The organism is Pseudoalteromonas obscura, assembly GCF_030135505.1.
GTDB lineage: Bacteria > Pseudomonadota > Gammaproteobacteria > Enterobacterales > Alteromonadaceae > Pseudoalteromonas > Pseudoalteromonas obscura.
Map to the genome: position 1 here is coordinate 404711 of NZ_JASJUT010000002.1, position 21249 is coordinate 425959.

Here is a 21249-nt window from a genome sequence, read left to right on the forward strand (position 1 = left end):
TTATCAAATAATTAACACAAAAAACCTTTAAAGTACGAATAAATTATATATATTAATAGCTGTGACAGTGCATAATTTATGGTAGAGAGTATGTCGCGTGCCAGCTAAATATAACGCTAAATATTCACTTCGTTTAAACACCTATTTTGATGGTCAGGGCAAAGTTTTTCCTGCTTTGTCTTTGATCATTATGGTGATATTTGCCCCTTTGGCAGTTAAAAACCTCATCATTGGCGAATATGCTTTAGGGTTACTTATTGCAATTTTTATCTGCGCTTTTCTTGCTGATAGCAATGCACTGCTCAAAGGCAGAGCACTGCCGATTAATGAAAATATCATCGCTATACTCGCCATTAGCTGCGTGAGTTTAACCTTGTTCACACTTGGCGCAGGCACTATTTTCTGGATCTTTCCCGTCAGTATCATTATAAGTTTTTCATTTCCGCTGATAACATCCATCATCTTCAATAGTCTGTTGCTACTCACAGCTACTACCTATGTCTTTTTAAATTATGATGTTGCAGATTCATTGCGATTTTTCTTTGCCTTTTTACTGACAGCATGTGCAGTGCACTTACTCTTAAGGCAAATTGATGCATTGCATACTTTGCTCAAAGAAGAATCCAGCAAGGATGCATTAACTGGCGCATTGAATAGACGCCAACTCAACTTGTTTTTAAGTGATGCACTGGCCAACAAAATTCACTACCATAACGACTCAACCCTCATCATGATAGATGTTGACCACTTCAAACAGATCAACGATATATATGGACACGCCAAAGGCGATGAAGTTCTCATTAATTTAGTATCAGATATACGCGCTCAGATCAGAGAGTCAGACCTTCTATTTCGTGTTGGCGGGGAAGAGTTTGTAGTACTGCTCCCCAATACACAGCTTAAAACGGCTGAAAAAGTAGCACAAAAGCTCAGGGCAAACATCAAAACGTCAGCACTACTGGATAACCGCACTATAACAGTCAGTCTCGGACTCTGTGCGACAGGGAATGGCTTGACACAAACAAAGTGGATGAGCTGTGCTGACAAAGCGCTATATGCAGCTAAGCAACGCGGGCGAGATAGAGTGTGTTTATACAATTTGAACCAAAATCGCATTGAAGATGTTGCTGCATAAACGCTTTATTAAGCCATACATTTAGAGAAAAATAAGTAAAATCTAATACCAAGCGCTATTGCGTAGCACTTAACCGACCAGTTGCTATACTCAGACCAAGCTTGCTGCGCAAAGGAACCACTATGAAAAGAATTATTTTGTTTACCCTCTTTTGTACTATCAGCTTTTTGGCCACTGCCGAAAAAGAAAAAAAAGAGCTACCTCCACTCAACCCAGTGAGCATGGCATGGTTTTAATGAACCGCGGTTCAAAAATATATGCGACAAATTTTGCATCTTATAAGTTGCCCAGCGACATTCAAATTGTTTATAAGATCGACAATCCTGACGTTGCATTTTTAAACCTAGTTCGAGATTCAGACTTCATAACGATTAAGCCCAAGCCATTTAATTTACAGCGTTTAGAAAGAGGTGAAGAAGTCAGTATTGTCGCCGACGTGTACGAAGGTCACTACAAACGCGATGGCTTTAAAGTGTATAGTGACAGAACGATTGTCTTTAGCAAAAAGCTTTACGCGAGAAAGCTAAAAGATCTGTCCGCAGCCTCACAATGGCAAGAATACGCCAGCATTGAACTCAATAAAACCGAACGCATTTTTGTTCACAAGATAACTAAAACACCTAGCTTTAACCACTTGATTTTTGTCGACTTAACCAATGCGTGCATGCAGAAATTCAGAACCTCAAAGCGCGTCCCTAAATTGTCTGAGTTAGTATATAAGTTTGTTAATTGTGGGACATTGAAACAGCTTTACTTCGAAACTGAAGACTTTCGCTGATCAAGAGCAGCATCGTTAACTCTTTTATTGACTATCAATCCTTCTTTTCTACCGAGCCATGAATGGGCAGTCGAATAGTAAATCGACAACCCTGCTCTGGCTCGCTGAAACAACTAATCTCGCCTTGCAGCTTCTGAGTAACAATATTGTAGACTATATGCATGCCTAACCCTGTACCACCAGCGCTGCGCCGAGTGGTGTAAAACGGGTCAAACACCTTTTTGAGTGTTTCGTTATTCATGCCTTTACCACTATCGGTGAAGGTCCATTCGATATGAGTGTCTGTACGCACCAAACTGATTTCAATCACTCCCGCCTGCTTTCCTTCATCAAAACCATGTTTTACTGCGTTTTCAACCAAGTTTGTGAGGATCTGTGCAATGGCTCCAGGATAAGTTGAAAATACAATGTCATCGGAAAATTGCGTATTGAGAGTGATATCTGTGTGCTTCCACTTTGGTTTTAAGCTCATCAGAATATCCTCTAAATATTGTCCAAGGTTAACCTCACCTAGCTCCTCAATTGACTGATCTACAGCGACTTGTTTAAAGTTTTTAACCAACTGTGCGGCCCGTGTCAGATTCGATTCTAACAGCAGTAAACTCTCTGTCATTACTTCAATAAATGACTGCAGTTTGGTTTTTGTAAGCTTGTTACTATCAAACAAATCGTGACACTCCTTTAATTCTTTCACGGCATGAGAACTCGCCGTAATTCCGATCCCTAGAGGGGTATTTATTTCATGTGCAACACCTGATACAAGACGCCCAAGACCCGCCATTTTCTCTTGTTGTATTAATTGTTCTTGTGTCTGTTTAAGGTTGTCATGAGCATCTTTAAGCTGCTCGAATGTAGACGCCAACTTTTCTACAGACTCCGCATTGGCAAGCGCAATGGCTGTGTAGTTGGCAATGGTGCGAAGCATTTGTACATCGTTGTCATTAAAAGCTGATGGCTTAAAGCTCTGTACGGTAAGACAGCCCAACACTTGCTTATCAATAATCAAGGGTAAGTAGATCAGGGACTCTGTACTGGCACCACTTACAGGTGGAGCCAAATCCTCAACATAGCGATTTAGCTCTTCGATTTGATTGATTACCAGTTCCTTTTGGTTGTTGATACACCACACCGCAGGGCGACGTTTATCTGTCAGCACATATTCAAATGAAGGTAATTTTTTTCCTTGCTCTATGGCCAATTGGCAAAGTATGCGCTGACGAGGTGGATCCAAAATACCGATCACAAAAACATCCGCATTCATTAACTCATTGACGTGTTTATACACCCGCTCTAGCACCGAGTCTAACTGCAATGTCGAGGTGATCTCTTGGCCTATAGTGCCCAACATAGAAATATTTTCGGTACGTGATTGCACAAGCCTGTCCAATGCCACTTGCTGCGTCTTCAAGCCTCGTACTCGCCAGCGATAAAAGCCATAAAAAGCACCGATAATAAGTAGCAGTAACGACAGTTTAAACCAGGTTGTTTCAAACCACTTAGGCTGTTGCACAATGCTTAAATCTATTTGATGCTGGCTCCAAACCCCTTTGCGATTAGTTCCCTTTATATGCAAATGATAACGACCCGGAGGAAGCCGTGTATAAGTGATACGTCGCTTTGACGCATCTGTATAAATCCAATCTTCGTCATAACCTTGAAGTTTGTACGCATACTGGTTTCGTTCTGGAAAGGTAAAATCCAATGCTGAAAACTCTATGGAAAAGCTTTTGGTCGATGCCGGTAACTGCAACTGATTAGGAACTGGCACTGTTAGGTTGTCAACTTCCAGCTCACTGATCACCAGTTTTGGCTGATACTGCCAACTTTGCCAACGATCAGGGCGCAGTATTAGGATCCCTTTGGTTCCCCCATACAACATGGTACCGTCGCGCAATTTAGTATATGAACCTGTCCACATAGTGCCTATATCCCAATCATCAGCATTTGTGAGGTTCTGCCATGTGCGCTTCTCGGGATCCAGCCAACCATAGCCATTCCACAACCTCCCCTGCGCATCTTCCAGTAGATTTCCCGCCGTACCGGCAGGTCTACCAGCCAACTCATTAAGAGACTCAAACTCGGCGTAAAGTCCGTCAAAATGCACTAAACGATCTAGTCCATGAGGTGTGGCAACCACTAACCTTTGCTTGTTATCTATCAATAAGCTATTGATATAGTTATCAGATAAACTGTCTGTTGTACCAGCCTCAGCACTCACTTCAATCACTTTTTTATCGTCAAGAAAAATGACTAATAGGCCATTACGTGTACCAACCCAAAGGCGATTCGCATGGTCATAAGCAAAGTTTAATATCGATTTACCCATGAGCAATTCGTGCCCACTAAACGCCGACAGGGTCTCTACTTTTTGAGTTAATGTGTTTACTAGGGCAACCCCTTCTCCGGTGCCAACCCATAGCCTATTTTGTGGCGTTTCGAACAGGGTTACGATCTGAATACTAGGCAACCCTTCCGGTATCATGTAGCGGTAGAAGCGCCCCTTTGTAAAATCAAATCGGTGTAATCCTTTGTTGGTAGTCCCTGCCCATACACTGCCATCTCGGGTTTGCAGCATCACTCTGACATAGCCATCAGCCAGTGCCTGCGGGTTGTCTGGCTCGGGACGAAACCCGCCAATGACGCCAACACTAGGATCTATAATATCGATGCCTGATTGAGCATTGCCCACCCAAATTTGACCATTGTCCAGCTCAGCAAAACCTTTTATATCGCTATGGCTCAATGAATTAGGTCGTTCAAGATGACGCACAAATGTTCTGAATGCACCATTTTTCGGGTTGTATCGGCTCACGCCTGCGCCCCAAGTGCCCACCCACACCACGCCCGAATCATCTACTAACATCGCTCCCATTGTATCTAGTGCAATGCTATATTCATTTAAAGGTTCATGGCGAATATGACGTATTACATCGGTTGATGTCGCATCAACAACGGTAATACCTCCGCCGGATGTAGCGAGCCAAATTTCATCAGCACTTGGCTGCACTATCCCATTGACCCAATGATGACTCAGTGATTTCTCATTGTTTGGTTGATGTTCTAGCCAATTAATCTGAAAAGTTTCTTGATCAATACGTGCTGCACCATGATCTGTTGTACCAACCCAAACAGCCTTATCTTGAGCTAGATAGAGGCGGTACACGTTTTTGTCATTGAACTGTGAGTATGTTTTTCCGGATAACAGAGATTTCTGGTTCAATTGTGCATCTGGTAGTGTTATGCGGCATAAGCCCAACTGAGTACCAACCCAAAGAACCTGTTTTTGCTCAATAAGTAGTGAGCGTATTCGCGCGGTTTGAAAAGGCAAATCACACCCGGAAATATTGTTTAACCTTGTTACCTCGCCAGTATGACTATTTATATGATTTAACCCATCATTGCTTGCCACAAAGATGTTGCCATCTTTATCTCCTGTAACTGCTCGAATATTGTTGTTAGACAGACTATTTGTCTTGTCCACATGGTGTTTGAAGTGCTGAAACTGGTTGGTCGTTGGGTCAAATACCGTCATGCCATCGGAAAATGTGCCAATCCAAATCCGCCCTTTTGCACCTACCCATAATGCGCGAATAAAATTGCCCGGTAGTGAATAAGGATTATCTGGGGTGTGCTCAAAGCGTTTAAAACGATAGCCATCATAACGTACTAAACCAAATTGTGTGCCTATCCAAATAAACCCTTGCTGATCCTGCACCATAGCTGTGACAACCCCTTTGGGTATTTTTTCACTGTCGCCGACATGCTGAAAGATGAGTTCCCCTAATTCAAAAAAGCGGTGTTTAGATTCTGCGTGATGATTCGCTATCCCTTGAAGCGGCACATACAAACACAGTGCAGCAATTAAATAAGCGATAAACCGAATGAGCAAAGACATGTTCACTACGATATCCGATTAAAAAGTTCAAACAAATAAAGTGCATCTAGGCTTTCAGTATAGGTAAGGGATGAAAACTTGGAAAGAAACCAGAGCGTACCTGCGAAGTGAGGTAAACACAACCGGGATTAGCACAGTTACAGTAAGCGACAGCACTCAAGTGCGTTTAGAATGCTCTAGCCTAACACTGCCATTTAATGAAAGTTTCGTGATTTAGCATCAAACCCTCGTAGCAACTCACTGCGGTCAATTAAGCGTCCAGCAATAACATGGATTACATCCCCTTCTTTTTCAATAATCCCTTTTACTTCTAATAATGTCGCGCCTAGGTAAGCCTGCTTTTGTGCTCTAGCAGTGCCTGCCCATACCACCACGTTAATATTGCCTGTGTCATCCTCTAGCGTGAAAAACGTCACGCCTGCAGCTGTTCCAGGGGATTGCTTCCCCGTCACAACACCTATCACCGTCACCAAACTTTTGTGTGTTTTTTTACTTAAATCTGTCATCCGTGTAAATGCACCAAGCATTTCGGCCTCATCAAGCAAGGAGATCGGGTGTTGGTTAAGCGTAACCCCTGTCGCGGCGTAGTCCTCTAATAAATCTTCAAACGCATCTGGCGATTGAATAGAGGGCACCTGATCATATGGCAGCGCATTAAAAAGGGGCAAAGTAGACTCTTGTTCCATCAGCTGCCAGCGAGCTGCATATCTATCATCGCTAAAACAAGACAGCGCATTTGCAGATGCCAAGCGTTCGAGTGCCGCTTTCTCCACACCTAATTCAGACAAACACCGTACACTTGCAAACCCCTGCTCAGGACGTTTATCAGCTATGAGTATTGCGGTATTTTGATTAAGTCCCTTAATAATCCTAAAGCCTAACTGAATAGCCCACAGCCCTTCAACTTGGCATATGAAATGCTCATAGCGAGAGTGGTTCACACATACAGGTAAGACAGGCACATTGTGGCGCCTAGCATCTTGAAGTAGCTGTGAAGCACTGTAAAACCCCATAGGTAAACTATTGAGTAATGCGGTGTAAAACATCGCCGGATAATAGTACTTAAGCCAAGACGATGCATACGCTAATACGGCAAATGAAGCGGAGTGACTCTCGGGAAAGCCATACTCTCCAAACCCACAGATCTGCTCAAAAATACGCTCTGCAAATTGACTATCGTACCCTCTTTGAGTCATGCCGTTGAGTAGCTTTTCTTTAAATTGCATCAACTCACCGGTCTTTTTCCAAGACGCCATCGCACGTCTGAGTTTATCGGCTTCCCCTCCCGAAAACCCAGCAGCAACCATCGCCAGCTTAATGACCTGCTCTTGAAATATTGGCACCCCTAAGGTGCGCTCCAGTACTGACTTCACAGCCTCGGAAGGGTAGGTAACAGGCTCCTCACCACTGCGCCGCTTCAAAAATGGATGCACCATATCACCTTGAATTGGTCCCGGTCTCACAATGGCTATTTGAATAACCAAATCATAATAACACTGAGGTTTTAAACGAGGTAGCATGCTCATTTGTGCACGAGACTCAATTTGAAATACCCCCACAGTATCTGCTTTTTGAATCATGTCGTACACTTTTGGGTCATCTTGTAATCGGGTTAACTGCGCAATGCTCAAGCTTCGCCCCGTATGTTGCTCAACCAGTTCAAATGTTTTACGAATAGCACTGAGCATACCCAAAGCCAGCACATCCACTTTTAGCAGAGCAAGGCTTTCTAAATCGTCTTTATCCCACTGGATCACTGTACGCTCTGGCATTGCGGCATTTTCAACTGGCACTAAGTCATGTAGCGGCCCTGCTGAAATCACAAAACCACCGACATGCTGCGACAAATGACGCGGGAACCCCATGACTTCATTGACCAACTCGATAAACTGCGCACCTTTTAAGGAACCGGGCTCTAAGCCCAACTCAACAATTTGCGCTTGCCAGTTCAAACCTCGATCACGTCGATTTACGTTTTTAATAAAGTAGACCAATTGCGACTCACTGATCCCAAGCGCCTTTCCCACATCGCGCACCGCACTTTTAAAACGATAGGTAATTACCGTAGCAGCCAATGCAGCGCGTTTGCGGCCATACTTTTGATAAATATATTGGATCACCTCTTCGCGCCTTTGATGTTCGAAGTCAACGTCGATATCAGGCGGTTCGTTGCGCTCTCGACTGATAAAGCGTTCAAACAAAACGGCAACTTGACGAGGATCAACAGCTGTAATTTCTAGGCAGTAACACACCACAGAATTGGCCGCGGAACCTCTTCCTTGATAGAGAATTCCCTGCTTTTTGGCAAACATCACAATGTCGTAAATTGTCAAAAAAAAGTAGGGATAGTCCAGCTCTTCAATTAAGCTCAACTCCTTTTCGATAGTCTTGGCTATATCATCAGGGACTCCTTCAGTAAAACGGCGCTGTATGCCTTTTGCTACCAAAGATCTTAAATATTGCATTGCTGTTTGGCCTTGTGGCACTAACTCACTGGGGTATTGGTAACGCAACTCATCTAAATTAAAGGTGCACAGCTTTGCAATCTTCAATGACTCTGTGACCCAAGGTGGCTTAAATATTTTGCTGACTTTATCTTTTGAGCGCATTGCTCGCTCACAATTGCTCAGCAACTGGGCTTTAACTTGCTCAACACTTTGATTCTGACTGATGGCAGTCAGTACATGCTGGAGACGGATACGCTGAGCACTGTGCATAAGCACTGCGCCCACGGCACAAATTGGAAAATGCAGCTGCTGAGCCAATGTTTCACAATGATGCAGGTATTGTTTTTCTTGATTACTTAAATTTCGCTGTATCCCTATCCAAACACGTGAGGCATGATGTCGAGAGAGCCAAGTCCCCCAGTTTTCATCCTCAACTTCCCCCTGCGGTAACCAAATTATCAAACAGTGTTTTACAGATAACAAATCCCACTTTTCAAGAGCATACTCACCTTTGTCAGCCCGCCGTCGGGCATTGCTGATCACGCGACACAATTCGCTATAAGCCTTTTTATTTGGGCAAAGTAAAACCACTTGTAGAGACTCCAAACGAAAAACGCTGCCGACAATCAATTTTAAGTCCAGCTCTTCATCTTTTATCAAGGTATGCGCACGCACAATACCAGCAAGAGAGCACTCATCGGTAATAGCCAGTGCTGAGTAGCCAAAAAAGTGGGCTTGTTTAACCAACTCTTCTGGGTGTGACGCCCCTGTCAAAAATGAAAAATTGCTCTGGCAAAAAAGCTCTGCGTACTGCATTAACTAAATATCCCATGCATGAACCAACGCTGCTGCCGATCTCTAAAAACCCATAGGCGCCGATAGTTTTCATCTTGTGCCACAAAATAATCGCGCTCAACTTCATGACCATCCCACCACCCTGTTGCGATTCTCTCAGGGCCTTGTAGTAGTATCACTTTGCACTGTAAAGGCTGCACGCGAGGTAACAACAGATTAGGCCTACATAACGGTGGTTTTTGCTCTGGTACTGTTGTGCGTTTAGCGTGCACTAATGGCTCAACTCGACCTGTTGCGTGCTCGGGACGAGCATCGGCCATTGGTTGGATCCCTTGCACGGCCTCTTCGCCTAATTTTGCCTGTAAAGTACTCAATAAACCCGCAGCTGTCATTGTGCCAATACGTTCAGAGAATAAATCATCTGCCAATGTTTGCGGTTCACAGAGTATCGGCACTTTTAATGCCACAGCTTGTAAAGGAGCTGAGAGCTGAGTGCGCTCTAGTACAAGCTGACACAAAGCTTGCCATTTATCTGCTCGATACTCCCCTTGTGCGCTCCCTACACTCAATTGCAATGCGTCACAATCACGCTGATAAAATGTTAACTCTATGGCCTGAGTCAGCTTATTGCGCAGCCGCAAAAACTGTTCTAGTTGCACAAGCAGTTTGAGTAATGGGCGGGCTAAAAAGTCGAGGTTCTCTATTTCATACAATAAGGTTACATGACGTTCAAATACTTCAGGCGGCTGATAAAAGGTGATCGGGTGATGCAGCTTACCCTGTAAACGCCCAACATAATGTACTAATGCCGTATCGAATCGTTTACCGAGCTCCACCAATGGAATATCTAATAAGGCCTGTACTGTTTTCACGCCTACACGCGTTAGCTTTTGTTGTTGCTGATTCGTCAACGCCAAAGTATTGATTGGCAGCTTGCCTAACTGCTTCATGAGTTGTTCACGGTTCTGACTCAAGCTGTCAAACTGATTCTGTGCCAGCAGCTGTGCCGCAATAGGCGAATAGCCTAAGCTAAAATGATAATGCACATGCTGTGTTTCAAGTCGAGTTTGAATAACTTGCCAGTAACGGCCTAAGTCTTGATGTAAAGACAGCATACTCGACACTTTTAGCAATAGTCCTTCAGGTTCTGATAAGTGTATTTCAGCAGTGTCTAAATAGAGCCATTGAGCCAACTCAATTAAACGCTTTTGCGTATATACCTCACTGTATTCATGCACACATAACGACGAACTCATCGCCGCAGCAGCACCTAATCCCATACCTTTGCGCACCCCAAGCTGCTGAGCTGACCGATTCAACTGTATGACGCTGTGATTTTTACCTGAAACGATAATGGTCGGGGGCACTTGCATACCTTGAGCATGCAGGTTGTCCAATTGCAGCTGAGGAAAGTGTAAATAGAGCCAAAGAGCCATAACCCTACCTGCTCGCGCGGCGCTGTGGCTGTAAAAAAGGTAACACTTGGGCTTCAGGAGCCTTTTGCTCAGTCTGCGCTATCACAAGGGGCCATAATAATCTCCAAGGTAGGGTTAATTGGGGTTTCGCCCAACCACCGCGTAATTTATTCACCTTAATTTTAAGCCCGTCAATACCAGGCTCGAGCTGCAAGCATAAACTCACAGGCAGAGAACCAAATTGAGAAACATCGTTACGTAACAAACAACACAAACTTTTTCCCGTTTGAGCGCTCAGTAATAAACGTTTCACCTGATGTACTTGCAGATCTCGATGCCATAACAATACGCTGCCGCAAGCTCCACTCTTTAAACACTGCTCTGCCGCCCATAGTGCTTCTTGGCAAGTGCTAGTCGAGATCACCCATACAAGTTCAGTCATAACATCCTGATGTACAAGCGCATGGGCATTGATACAAGCTGGCGGGTTTATCATGACGCATAGGCGCGATTGCGAGCGAATATAAGGTAGCAGTAAACGCACTTCCCCCACTCCCGTGTGGCTTTTTATATCCACCACACCAGGCATAGGGAAACCACCATCAAGGTGTGCATCAAGCACATCATACCCAGTACTTACTTTTTCAACTAAGCGCTGAGTCAGCGGTGCATTATCAGTCCCTTGCCAAACAAGGTTCTGATGCTGTAAGAAATCGATTAAATTAGCCATATCACACAATTCACTGTATATATATACAGTATCATTGATCGATTTCAAAAGTGCAAGTTTATCGTCCGTATTGGCTGAACTATATTTGTCATAGCGGATACATTAATGTAGGTGACAAGCATATGTGTGGCAGACTTAACATCACAGATGACCCCTTTGTGATCCAAATTTTATTAGACTTGGGCATCGAAAACCCAATAGAGAAAATGCAGTTCTCACGCTTTAAACGAGCAACAGATAAAGTGAGTATCATCTATCAAGAAAATAATCAGCGTAAAGTAACTGGCGCAACTTGGTGGTTGTTACTAGCACAAACTGAAACGGGCTTTAAGCCCTCTAAATATACCTCGTTCAATAGCCGCTACGACAAACTCAATGTCACAACCAGTGCCGCATATCACCCATTTCGACACCAGCGCTGTATTGTGGTTGCAAAAGGGTTTGGAGAGACACAATATAAAAATGGAAAGCCATTACATTATTATGATTTTCATGCACACAATGCGGCACTGTGTTTCGCAGGTCTGTATAAAAAGTGGCATCATCCAGTTACCAAAGAGCAGATATTTTCCTGCTCAATCATTACGCTTTCGCCGCACCCAAAGCTTGCGCCATACCACGATAAAGCCAGCCCATTTATTTTACCTCAACAGCCGAGGTTACTAGATCAATGGTTGGATGATACTTACCATAACGTGGCACACTTCACGCCCTTACTGACGCCATATTTGCCCCAAACATTAATTGCACAACAAATTGATAAACCGAGCCGTTATAGCCCCATAGGACCAGAAGTGATTATTCCGCAAGATCAGTAGCTGTTACAAACAGCTCATGAAATAGGCAAGCACAGTAAAAAACTTAATACTAAATTAGTATTTTATTGTTTTATTAAAAATAGAGCTAAATATTTTATTCAACCTACCGACAAAAACAGCGAAATTACAACTAAATAAGGAAAGGAATATGAAAGTTAAGTCTTTAGTACTTGCTTTGGCAGGCCTATTTGCAAGTCAAGCCTATGCTCAGCCAATCGCACAGCTAGATTTTGAACGCTCATCTGAGGGAATTGAGATCAATTACGGCGATATCACTTCCATAGGACAAAGCAATCAATATCCAATATCGGGAAATTACAGTCTACAAGTGAATGCGCAAAGCCACTTTGAGATCCAACGCACATTCGCAATCAATCAAACATTTTCTCAATCAACCCCTTTCAAAGTCAGTTATGATATCAAGCTACCTGAGCTTGCTCATGCACAATATGCGCAAAACCTCTATTTCTATACATCATTCTTAATTGAGTTCGATGACGGCAGCCAAATGGTCGTGTACAACTCGGACGGCCACATAGTACCACCACAAGCCGACAGCATACATTCATTTGATTTCAAAACGACCCTGCCAAAGGGCAAAAAAATCACCAATGTGACGGCTCAGTGGAGTACCCATTTGCTTGAGGAAATGCCTGTTATTTTTGACAATATAGAAGCATCACTCGGTGAAAATAAAGGCGAAGCAAGCACGGCAATTACACACTTAACAATCGATGGCAGCTCTGATTCAGCAACCCAAACTGAGCTTGACCGGTACTTTTCTGGCAACCCTTCTGTGGTAAATCATCACACTGACAGTGGACAATATGCAATACAGGTCAATGCCGATGATTCTGGGCGCCACAGACTGAAATTCAACAAAACGAGCGGCCTTTTCATGGCTCACTCTACACATAACTACCTTGCAACCTATGTCACATTGCATAACCCAAGTAGTGAGCCTCGTACAATCACATTCTCAGGCCGCACTGACTTCACCAAAGAGCTTTCGGGCGCAGCTAATACAATTGCCAACTACAACACTCTAGTATTAGCTCCGAACGAGCGTAAGCTTGTCCCGCTGATGTTAGATTTCAGCGATGACTACTACACAGCACTGATCACTTCTATCGCTTTTGATATTGAGGCAAGCGGTGTCATATTGATTGACAATATAGACATGTATAGTGCGGCTACAGAAGTCGAAGGTGCAGCTTATCAAGTACGTAATGATTATGAGTCAGGCAATGTCGAATTTACCACGCGTTACCCTGATCAAGTCTCGATTTCTCTCAATCAAGATACTCCTCTGTACGGTGAGCAAAGCCTAAAGATGGCCATTTCTCCTTGGCGCCAAGCAAGCTATTCTTACTTTTTCCCTTGGAGCTATGATGCCTACGCGACACAAATTCATACTATGTTAGATCTCAATGTCACTGAGGCTGAATATGGTGAACCACTCCAAGTATGTACCGATGTCTACTACCGAGGTGGCGAACTTGAGTCATTTTGTGAAACTCGGACTTTAGGTAAAGGCAGCTTCCAAGTGGATGAAATATACCCACTTGATGACAACAAGCAACTCTATCGCTTTTTAGTCCGAGTAAGGTCATTTAGTAATGCCTCCGCAACAGTCAATGTTGATAACTTCTCATTAAAATATTGGAATAGCATTAAATAATTGGCAAATATCACATCACTTACTATCACGATGTGAAAAAACAAAAAGCGGAGCCATAGGCTCCACTTTTTGTTTAGCAAACGCGATTTCAGAGGCTGGCGCACCTCTGCAAGCTGTATTCACTCCAATTGCGCTGGCATGACGCTCCCACAAACAGATATATGATTATGTGCTAAGTTAGAAAGTACCAAGATAGGTTGTACCGAAGTTACACCTCCGTCAAACCAGCTGTACTAAGCGCAAATAAGTAACAAATGTGATTGAGGTGACTGCCTAAGTCATGATCAATCGAGCCACAGAGTCTATTCAATCATTCTAGGGATTTGGTACTTATGAGACTGACCACATTCAGTTTTGGCAGGGCACCGCGTCCCTACCTACTCAACATTTTAAAATACTGTTTTAAAATGAGAACTGTAACTTTGATGGATCATCAGTTGCAATATAGACTGCCCTCACTTTATCTTCGTTATCCGGTACGTTCTTATATTGTTCGAAGCTATAGTTTTTGGCAAACTCAGCGATGTGAGCAAATTGGTTTTCTGAGTCATCGCCACTATATGAAAACTCTAGGGCACACACACTGGCCGCACACTCCAGTTCATAACTCGTTATACTCTCTACTGTCAGCAGTTTGTTTTCCAAAGCTATTTTCCTTTCTTCAGCTTGCTCTGTGTATTCAACGTTGCGCATTTCATTGAATAATTCCTGAAAATCGTTTGCAAAAACATCATCAATCGTTTGTTTTGAAACAGCTGGAAATTGATGTTCACCAATTAGAAAGCGTTGATCAAATACGGTTGCTTTTAGGTCTTGACTGCTTACTTCATCATGATCAATCGCTTCATTGTCATTTATGTTTGGGGTTTGGGGTGAAGAAGCAACCACAGCCATATCATCAACAGAGTGTGTGATTTGTTGTTTCAAGCTCTCACCAGTAGCATCCTCTGTGTATTGCTGGGGAGTAGCCTCAGGCGTTGAGTTATAAATAAAAACAAAAGACGTTATCGCAAAAGCAATTGAAATAGTGATGACTATTCCCTTCATAAAAAACTCCTTGATAATTGAAAAAACCTTGCAGTCCTCAATAAACCATTCAAAAGACTAATTCAGTGTCGTTAAGAACCATAAAAGTTGCGCATGTTTATATTGTTCATTTCTTCTGTACTTTGAGTATCTTGAGCATGTGCCAATATGCAGCAAAAACTAACTCCGATAATAATAACCATTACGCGCCTAGACTCAACAAGACAGATTACTTATTGCTCGCTCAACCCCGCGCTATCGAAATACCTATATCACTTTACATAACCCAAGCTATGCCTCCGCAACGGTCAATGTTGATAATTTCTTATTAATGTATTGAAATAGCATTAAATAATTGGCAAATATCACATAGCTCAAAATCACTTATTTATGACGGTGTAATAAAACAAAAAGCGGAGCCATAGGCTCCGCTTTTTACTTAGCAAATTTCAAATATTGTCGCCGGAGATCAACTTATTTTGAATGCTCCATGCCACAACTACCGACATAAATTGTGCAACTAACGCCTCTGCCAAGCGAACGTTTACCGTTAGCTGGCAAGTCAACTCTCCTGTTGCTCTATTACGTGAGCTTTATGGTTTTTAGTTTTAACTTCATTGCAAAATCCTTTTTGTCCGTAGCCTTGTAGTTGTATGCGGAAAATACAATTACCAGTTCAAAATAGCCAATATCAGGTACAAGTGCAAGTAAACTGTGGATAAATTAGGAAATTGAGAAAGAATATAAATATAATAATAAAAACCTCTTATTTCATTAACTTATAAACCAAACTCTTCTTAAAAACCCAGCCAATTACGGCGCGACAGTGACATTAGACATAATTTTGCCATGCTTTTGACAACTGCGTTTCATTTATAGGAAATACACTGCTTTCGTTCAGCAGGAAGCACACTCGCCCAGTTACGCAAAAGGCACAATTCACAGGGAGGAACAGTAAGAAATAATAGGAATACCAATGAAACAAACAAGCTATATACTAACAGCAGCTCTGTTAAGTGGTACCGCATATCACACATACGCTGCGCCAGAAGTCCCTTACGAACAATGTCAGTCTTCGTTTAGTTATCAAACTACCCACTATCAAGGCACAACCGATAAAAACAACAGCAACAGCCAATGGTGTTATTTAAAACAAGCCGTTGATGGACAAACTTGGGGGCATGTACGCACCGAGACTATTCCCAAATTCAAAACAATTTCAGGAAAGCTGTGTCAAACACCTTCACAGTATCAAGGGGAAAAGTTTTTTGGCTGCGCAACTATCAACCAAGATACGCCTTGGTGCTATATAGATGACCAAGGTAATTGGGAAAACTGTGCAACCATCGAAAATGAACCTCTACTGACACACACCCACCCTCAGCAAAGTAAAAGACTCGACAGAGTAGCACTGGGCTCCTGCTTTAAAACTAAAGGGGATATGCCACAGGCACTGGCAAAGCTTATTTCTCACCAACCCGATTTATTTCTTTGGTTGGGCGATAATATTTACGCTGATACCACTGACATGAGCACCATGCGTCAGAAGTACGATGACAAGAAGCGTAATATTGACTACCAAAAGTTTTTAGCGGCCAAAATCCCAGTGATGGCCACTTGGGATGACCATGATTATGGCGCGAATAATGATGGTAAACACTACCCGCAACGGGTGAATAGTCAAAAAGAATATCTTCGACACTTTGATGCTCCTTCACAGGATCCAAGGCACAATGCCCAAGCTGGTATTTATGAAGCCAAGATGCTCGGTCCCAGCAATGAAAGGACCCACGTGATCACATTAGACGCTCGCTATTTTCGCTCGCCTACATTTGACAACTACGGAGCCTGTGAAGGAGATAAAACAACCATTTTAGGAGAGCAGCAATGGCAGTGGCTTGAGCAACAGCTTGATACACCCTCTGAGATCAAGCTGATCGCCAGCGGTATTCAATTTTTACCACCACTCTATCAAGGTAGAAGTAGAGACAAATACTGTGCCTATGGCGATGGTAAAAAGTTTGAGCAGGCTATTGCCGAGCTTAATGAGACAGGTATGTCTGGTACCAGCTATGAATCGTGGGCTGAAGTCCCTATGGAGCGGAATCGACTGCTTCGCCTTGTACAAAAGTCGGTTAACTCAGGTAAAACTAAAGCTGTGATATTCCTCTCCGGCGATCAACACTGGGGTGAGCTACTACAAAAAACTATTCCAGCTAGCACCGAATATGGCTCAGCAGTCACGGTCTATGAAGTAACCGCATCTGGCTTTGGTCAAAATTGGCCATACCATATTGAAAATCCATTACGCTTACCTGTTTACGCGGACACGAAGGGGAATGGACAATACAATCAGCAATGTCAATTCCCATTCACTTACGGCATTACCACTTATAGAGGCTGCACCAGCAAAGATCATGATCAACCTTGGTGTTACACTAAAGTGGATGACAATGGCAAAGGGATTGCAGGTGAGTGGGGGAATTGTGCACCAAGCGGTGCAAGCATACCTAGTGGGCAAGTAGGTATTGTCAGCAGCAATGTAAGCAATTTAACCACCAGCGATAGACACCTGATCAATAAATCAGGTAGTAATTACGGAATGGTCGATATTGACTGGCAGAATAAGCAAATCAAACTGTCAATTCAAACCACAGAAGAAGAAGCGGTGTCCACCATAATCAACTTCTAAAATGCATAAAGTAAAAGCGCCAACAGCGCGCTTTTACTTTTCAATGTCGCCTGCCTTTTAATTGCTACGAGCAGCCAAACGGTATAAATAGATGGCTTTTAAACTCGCTATCGCCATAGCAATAAACAGCGTGGTTCCACTGCCCCAATCTAGCAGCACACCACCCAACAAAGGTGCAAATGCAAATCCCAATGAGCACAGACCAGCGGCCCCGAAATAGCTGGCTTTTAAATGCGAAGGAGCCATTCGGTCAATATAGATATTGATGTTTGAAAACATAATCGCTTCACTAAAACTCAACACCGCAACAGCACCAATCCATCCCCAAAAGCTGCTCACAGGGTTAAACGCCATCATTAACTGAGACAGAATTAAAATCCAGCCTCCGCAGTAAAGCCGAGATTGAATCGACCAATCACGCATCACATGCAACAAAGGGAACTGAAAAATAACAATGATCAGCGAGTTAGTAATGATCAGGCTAGAAATAAGTACTGCTAACTCAGGCACCTGTGCACGTGTTAAATATTGCACTAGGCTCGAATCACCTTGACCAAATACTAAGTAAACTAAAAATGTTGCTAACAATACCCATAAAAACCGCGTATCCTGGCGTAAAATACGCAGCCATGCACCAAAACTAGGTACTGAGTTTTGTGCGCTATCTCGCTCAACTTTCATGGCACTAGCTTGTTTCACTATTAATGCTAAGAGCAGCACGAGATAAGCAAAAGCAGTGTAGATAAAACTAAACTGCTCGCCGTTAAGGCCTGCCCATAAACCAAATAAAGGGCCAATTGCTGCACCAACATTCACCAGAAAATAGAGTAAGTGCAGTGCCAACTCCCGGTCTTGACTGTCACTCAATTCATCACTGAGCAACGCTTTACTCGGCGCATCCCATAACGTGCGTGGCATGCAGGCAAAAAAGACCGCAATGCAAAAAGTCCACAGTTGCTCAGCCAAAGCCAGAGCTGTAAATGCTAAAATGCCAACGACTACAGCACTGTATAATAAGGTAAAACGGCCAAATCTATCTGCTAAGTTGCCTGTATAAAATCCAAGTAAAACGGCAAATACGGCAGAACCAGTCAGCAGGACTCCGACCTCTGTGGCTGTCAAAGCAAACTTGTTATACAGGATCACCGCTAAAAAGGGCCATACCATGTAGTAGCTAGCCCTGACAAAAAAGTTGCCTAGCAACATAGTCCATACAAGCGGGGTAAACCGGCTGATCTGAGAAGAGAATTGAGTGAGTTCCATCTAAATATCCTGTTTTTATTATGTATCTTTTTCAGGTCAGCCTAAAACCTCAAGCTAGGTTTAGGTCAAGATGTTTTTGTTATTTATATCAAAACCAACTCCACCTACCTCGAGCCACTCAGCTAAAGCTTCAAGCATCTACATTCGGCTTTTTACTTTATTGGTCGCTTGCGCAGTCGCAGGATCATCCGGCCAATAATGTTTTGGGTATCGCCCTTTCATTTCTTTTTGCACCTCTTTATAACTCGATTGCCAAAAATGTGCTAAATCTTGCGTCAGCTGCAAGGGCCTTTGCGCAGGAGATAGCAGTTCCATCAAGACAGGCACGTTGCCCTCACACAGCAGCGGGCTTTGCAGCATGCCAAAGACTTCTTGCATTTTGACCGCGAGGCGAGCTGGCCCTGCCAATTGATATTGCACTCGGATCTGTGAACCGCTTGGAACCGCAATACGCTCAGGCAAAAGTGCATTTAAGCGCTGCTGTTTTTGCCAGTCTAGGCGTGTCAACAACGCGTTTTTTAAATCCAACTTTTTCAATTGACTAAACTGCTTTACCTCACTTAAAAATGGCTCCAACCACTGGGATAATTCTGCTGTTAAATCCTCTTCCCTACTTGCTGGAAACTCTTCTGGGTAATACTTTGCAGCCAACTGCATACGGATCATAAATTGAGCACAGTCGGAGTAGCCGGTAAATATGGACAGGCCATTTTCAGTTATGATTGAACACCATGCCTGAGTTCTCGCAACCTCATCAAGGGGCGATTTACTTGGTTTTGCACTGAATATCCACTGGCCCAAATAGACTCTATCTTGATGTAAAAACTGGGCTTGCTTTTGGTCAAATTCGCACACCGTTTTTTGTGAGAATAAATAGGGCAAAATGTCAGCAAGTTCGTCAGGTTCAAAGGCTGTTGCGCTAAAAATACTTTGCCCTTGATGCCCTCCCAGCTCAGCAATGGCAAGGTAAGGAGCACTTTGCCAAAACTCACTATGTGCATTGACGCCAGCACCATTTGCCAGTACAAACCCATTGCCGCGTTTTTTTGCCAACCTATCTGGGTATGCCAATGCCACTACTACTGCTAAGTGTTCAACGGCTAAGTCATCGGATTGATGAGAAATATCAGCCCGTTTACACCAATACTTTAACTGTTTAGTGAATGCCGCTGGGGCATTATGATGCATCTGACCAAGCGCTAAGCTCAGCTCTGGTACACTCTTAACCCGACTATCTTGCAGCGCCATAAAGTAACAAGCCAATAGAGTTATGCCTGGTAACTCAGTTTCAAGTGACTTCACTTTAAGCAACATGTGTGCAAATCGCGGTTCACTACCAAGACGCTGCATTTGCTGCCCTAGCGGCTGCAGTTTTCCTTGGTTATCAAGTGCCTCTAAGTTCATTAAAAGTTGCTGTGCTTGCTTAAGCTGCGCCTCGCTTGGCATATCCAACAAAGGCAACTCTGATACTTGGGTTCCCCACACTTTAGACTCTAAAACCAGCCCACTGATATCTGAGCTCAAAATATCAGGCTTATCATGGGCGTCACGTCGTTCAAATAGGGCTTGGCTACCTAGCCGATATACCACTCCGGACGCAATGCGCCCAGCCCGGCCTGCGCGCTGTACCGCTGATGCACGCGAAATCGACACAGTTTTAAGCTCCGTTACCCCTGTTTTCAGGTTAAATACCGCTGCTCGACGTTTTCCAGAATCTATAACAATACGGATCCCTTCAATGGTAAGAGATGTCTCTGCCACATTTGTTGTGAGTACGATTTTTCGCCCCCCAATTGGTGCGGGGGCAATTGCCGCTTGCTGAGCAGATTTATCCTGCTCTCCAAAGAGAGCCGCAATATGAATGCTCGGCTCACCTTCAAAGGCACTATGTAGTGTATTGGCTACCTGTCTGATTTCTTTTTGGCCAGGTAAAAAGACCAAAATACTGCCACTTTCTTCCTGAATTGCTTGGCGAACCACCGGGGCTATTTGCATCAACCACTGGCTTTCATCTTTTAGTGGTACATACTTATGCGTGATAGGAAAACTGCGCCCTTCAGAGCATATGATGGGACATTGCAAAAATGCCTGATAGCGCTCGCTATCAAGGGTTGCGGACATCACCAGTATCTTTAAATCGTCTCTCAGTGCTGCCTGAGTTTCCAGTGCAAATGCCAATGCGGTGTCAGCAGACAAAGAACGTTCATGAAATTCATCAAAAATGAGTAAGTCAATCCCCGTCAACTCCGGATCCTGCTGAATCATACGAGTCAACATGCCCTCAGTCACAATTTCCAATCGAGTTTGCGCCGACACTTTGACTTCTTGACGGATCCGTAAACCAATACTCTGGCCTAGCGGCTCACCAATTTGGCTTGCAAGATAGCGGGCAATATTACGCGCCGCTAATCGGCGAGGCTCTAACATCACAATACGCTGATACTGGCCTGATTTCATTAAATTTAATGGTAGCCAAGTAGACTTACCAGCCCCCGGAGGCGCTTGTAAGAGAACCGTTTCGTGATGTTCGAGTTGTTTAACTAACTTTGGAAAAACTTCTTCAATTGGGAGCAC

Annotated in this window: 11 protein-coding genes and 1 pseudogene; 5 read left to right on the forward strand and 7 right to left on the reverse strand. The window is 43.5% G+C overall.

What is annotated here, in order from left to right:
- Nucleotides 1-97 precede the first annotated feature (97 nt).
- Both QNM18_RS05935 and QNM18_RS05940 read left to right on the forward strand, forming a co-directional pair.
- On the forward strand, nucleotides 98-1135 hold the full coding sequence (locus QNM18_RS05935) for a GGDEF domain-containing protein (protein ID WP_211009730.1): 1038 nt from the start codon (nucleotides 98-100) through the stop codon (nucleotides 1133-1135).
- Nucleotides 1136-1257: 122 nt separating this feature from the next.
- A pseudogene (locus QNM18_RS05940) lies at nucleotides 1258-1913 on the forward strand (hypothetical protein).
- Nucleotides 1914-1947: 34 nt separating this feature from the next.
- Here QNM18_RS05940 and QNM18_RS05945 read toward each other — a convergent pair.
- The 4 genes from QNM18_RS05945 to imuA all read right to left on the reverse strand — a co-directional run bounded on the left by QNM18_RS05945 (nucleotide 1948) and on the right by imuA (nucleotide 11195).
- Nucleotides 1948-5808, reverse strand: a complete 3861-nt coding sequence (locus QNM18_RS05945; protein WP_284136651.1) for a two-component regulator propeller domain-containing protein — start codon at nucleotides 5806-5808, stop codon at nucleotides 1948-1950.
- A gap of 194 nt (nucleotides 5809-6002) precedes the next feature.
- Nucleotides 6003-9071: an error-prone DNA polymerase gene (locus QNM18_RS05950; RefSeq protein ID WP_284136652.1), complete on the reverse strand. Its 3069-nt coding sequence runs from the start codon at nucleotides 9069-9071 to the stop codon at nucleotides 6003-6005.
- On the reverse strand, nucleotides 9071-10486 hold the full coding sequence (locus QNM18_RS05955) for a Y-family DNA polymerase (protein ID WP_284136653.1): 1416 nt from the start codon (nucleotides 10484-10486) through the stop codon (nucleotides 9071-9073). Before QNM18_RS05955 ends, QNM18_RS05950 begins: the two co-directional genes overlap by 1 nt.
- Before the next feature lie 4 nt (nucleotides 10487-10490).
- Entirely contained in the window at nucleotides 10491-11195 is a 705-nt protein-coding gene (imuA, locus tag QNM18_RS05960; RefSeq protein ID WP_211009735.1) for a translesion DNA synthesis-associated protein ImuA, read from the reverse strand.
- A 122-nt stretch (nucleotides 11196-11317) separates the two neighbouring features.
- Here imuA and QNM18_RS05965 point away from each other — a divergent pair, with 122 nt between their 5' ends.
- Complete coding sequence (locus QNM18_RS05965; RefSeq protein WP_284136654.1) at nucleotides 11318-12013, forward strand: SOS response-associated peptidase family protein; 696 nt, start codon at nucleotides 11318-11320, stop codon at nucleotides 12011-12013.
- A 148-nt stretch (nucleotides 12014-12161) separates the two neighbouring features.
- On the forward strand, nucleotides 12162-13694 hold the full coding sequence (locus tag QNM18_RS05970) for a hypothetical protein (protein WP_284136655.1): 1533 nt from the start codon (nucleotides 12162-12164) through the stop codon (nucleotides 13692-13694).
- A 402-nt stretch (nucleotides 13695-14096) separates the two neighbouring features.
- Here the strand turns inward: QNM18_RS05970 and QNM18_RS05975 are convergent, their stop codons facing one another.
- Nucleotides 14097-14741 (reverse strand): hypothetical protein, encoded by a 645-nt coding sequence (locus QNM18_RS05975; protein WP_284136656.1) that lies wholly within the window; start codon nucleotides 14739-14741, stop codon nucleotides 14097-14099.
- Between the two features lie 955 nt (nucleotides 14742-15696).
- On the opposite strand from QNM18_RS05975, the gene QNM18_RS05980 reads away from it, so the two are divergent.
- Nucleotides 15697-17412: an alkaline phosphatase D family protein gene (locus QNM18_RS05980; protein ID WP_284136657.1), complete on the forward strand. Its 1716-nt coding sequence runs from the start codon at nucleotides 15697-15699 to the stop codon at nucleotides 17410-17412.
- A gap of 57 nt (nucleotides 17413-17469) precedes the next feature.
- On the opposite strand, the gene QNM18_RS05985 is transcribed toward QNM18_RS05980, so the two are convergent.
- Together QNM18_RS05985 and hrpB are read right to left on the reverse strand one after the other, a co-directional pair.
- The gene (locus QNM18_RS05985; protein ID WP_284136658.1) at nucleotides 17470-18675 is read right to left on the reverse strand and encodes an MFS transporter; all 1206 of its coding nucleotides are present in this window, start codon (nucleotides 18673-18675) and stop codon (nucleotides 17470-17472) included.
- 138 nt (nucleotides 18676-18813) lie between these two features.
- A complete protein-coding gene (gene hrpB / locus QNM18_RS05990) occupies nucleotides 18814-21249 on the reverse strand; it encodes an ATP-dependent helicase HrpB (RefSeq protein WP_284136659.1) in 2436 nt (811 codons plus the stop codon).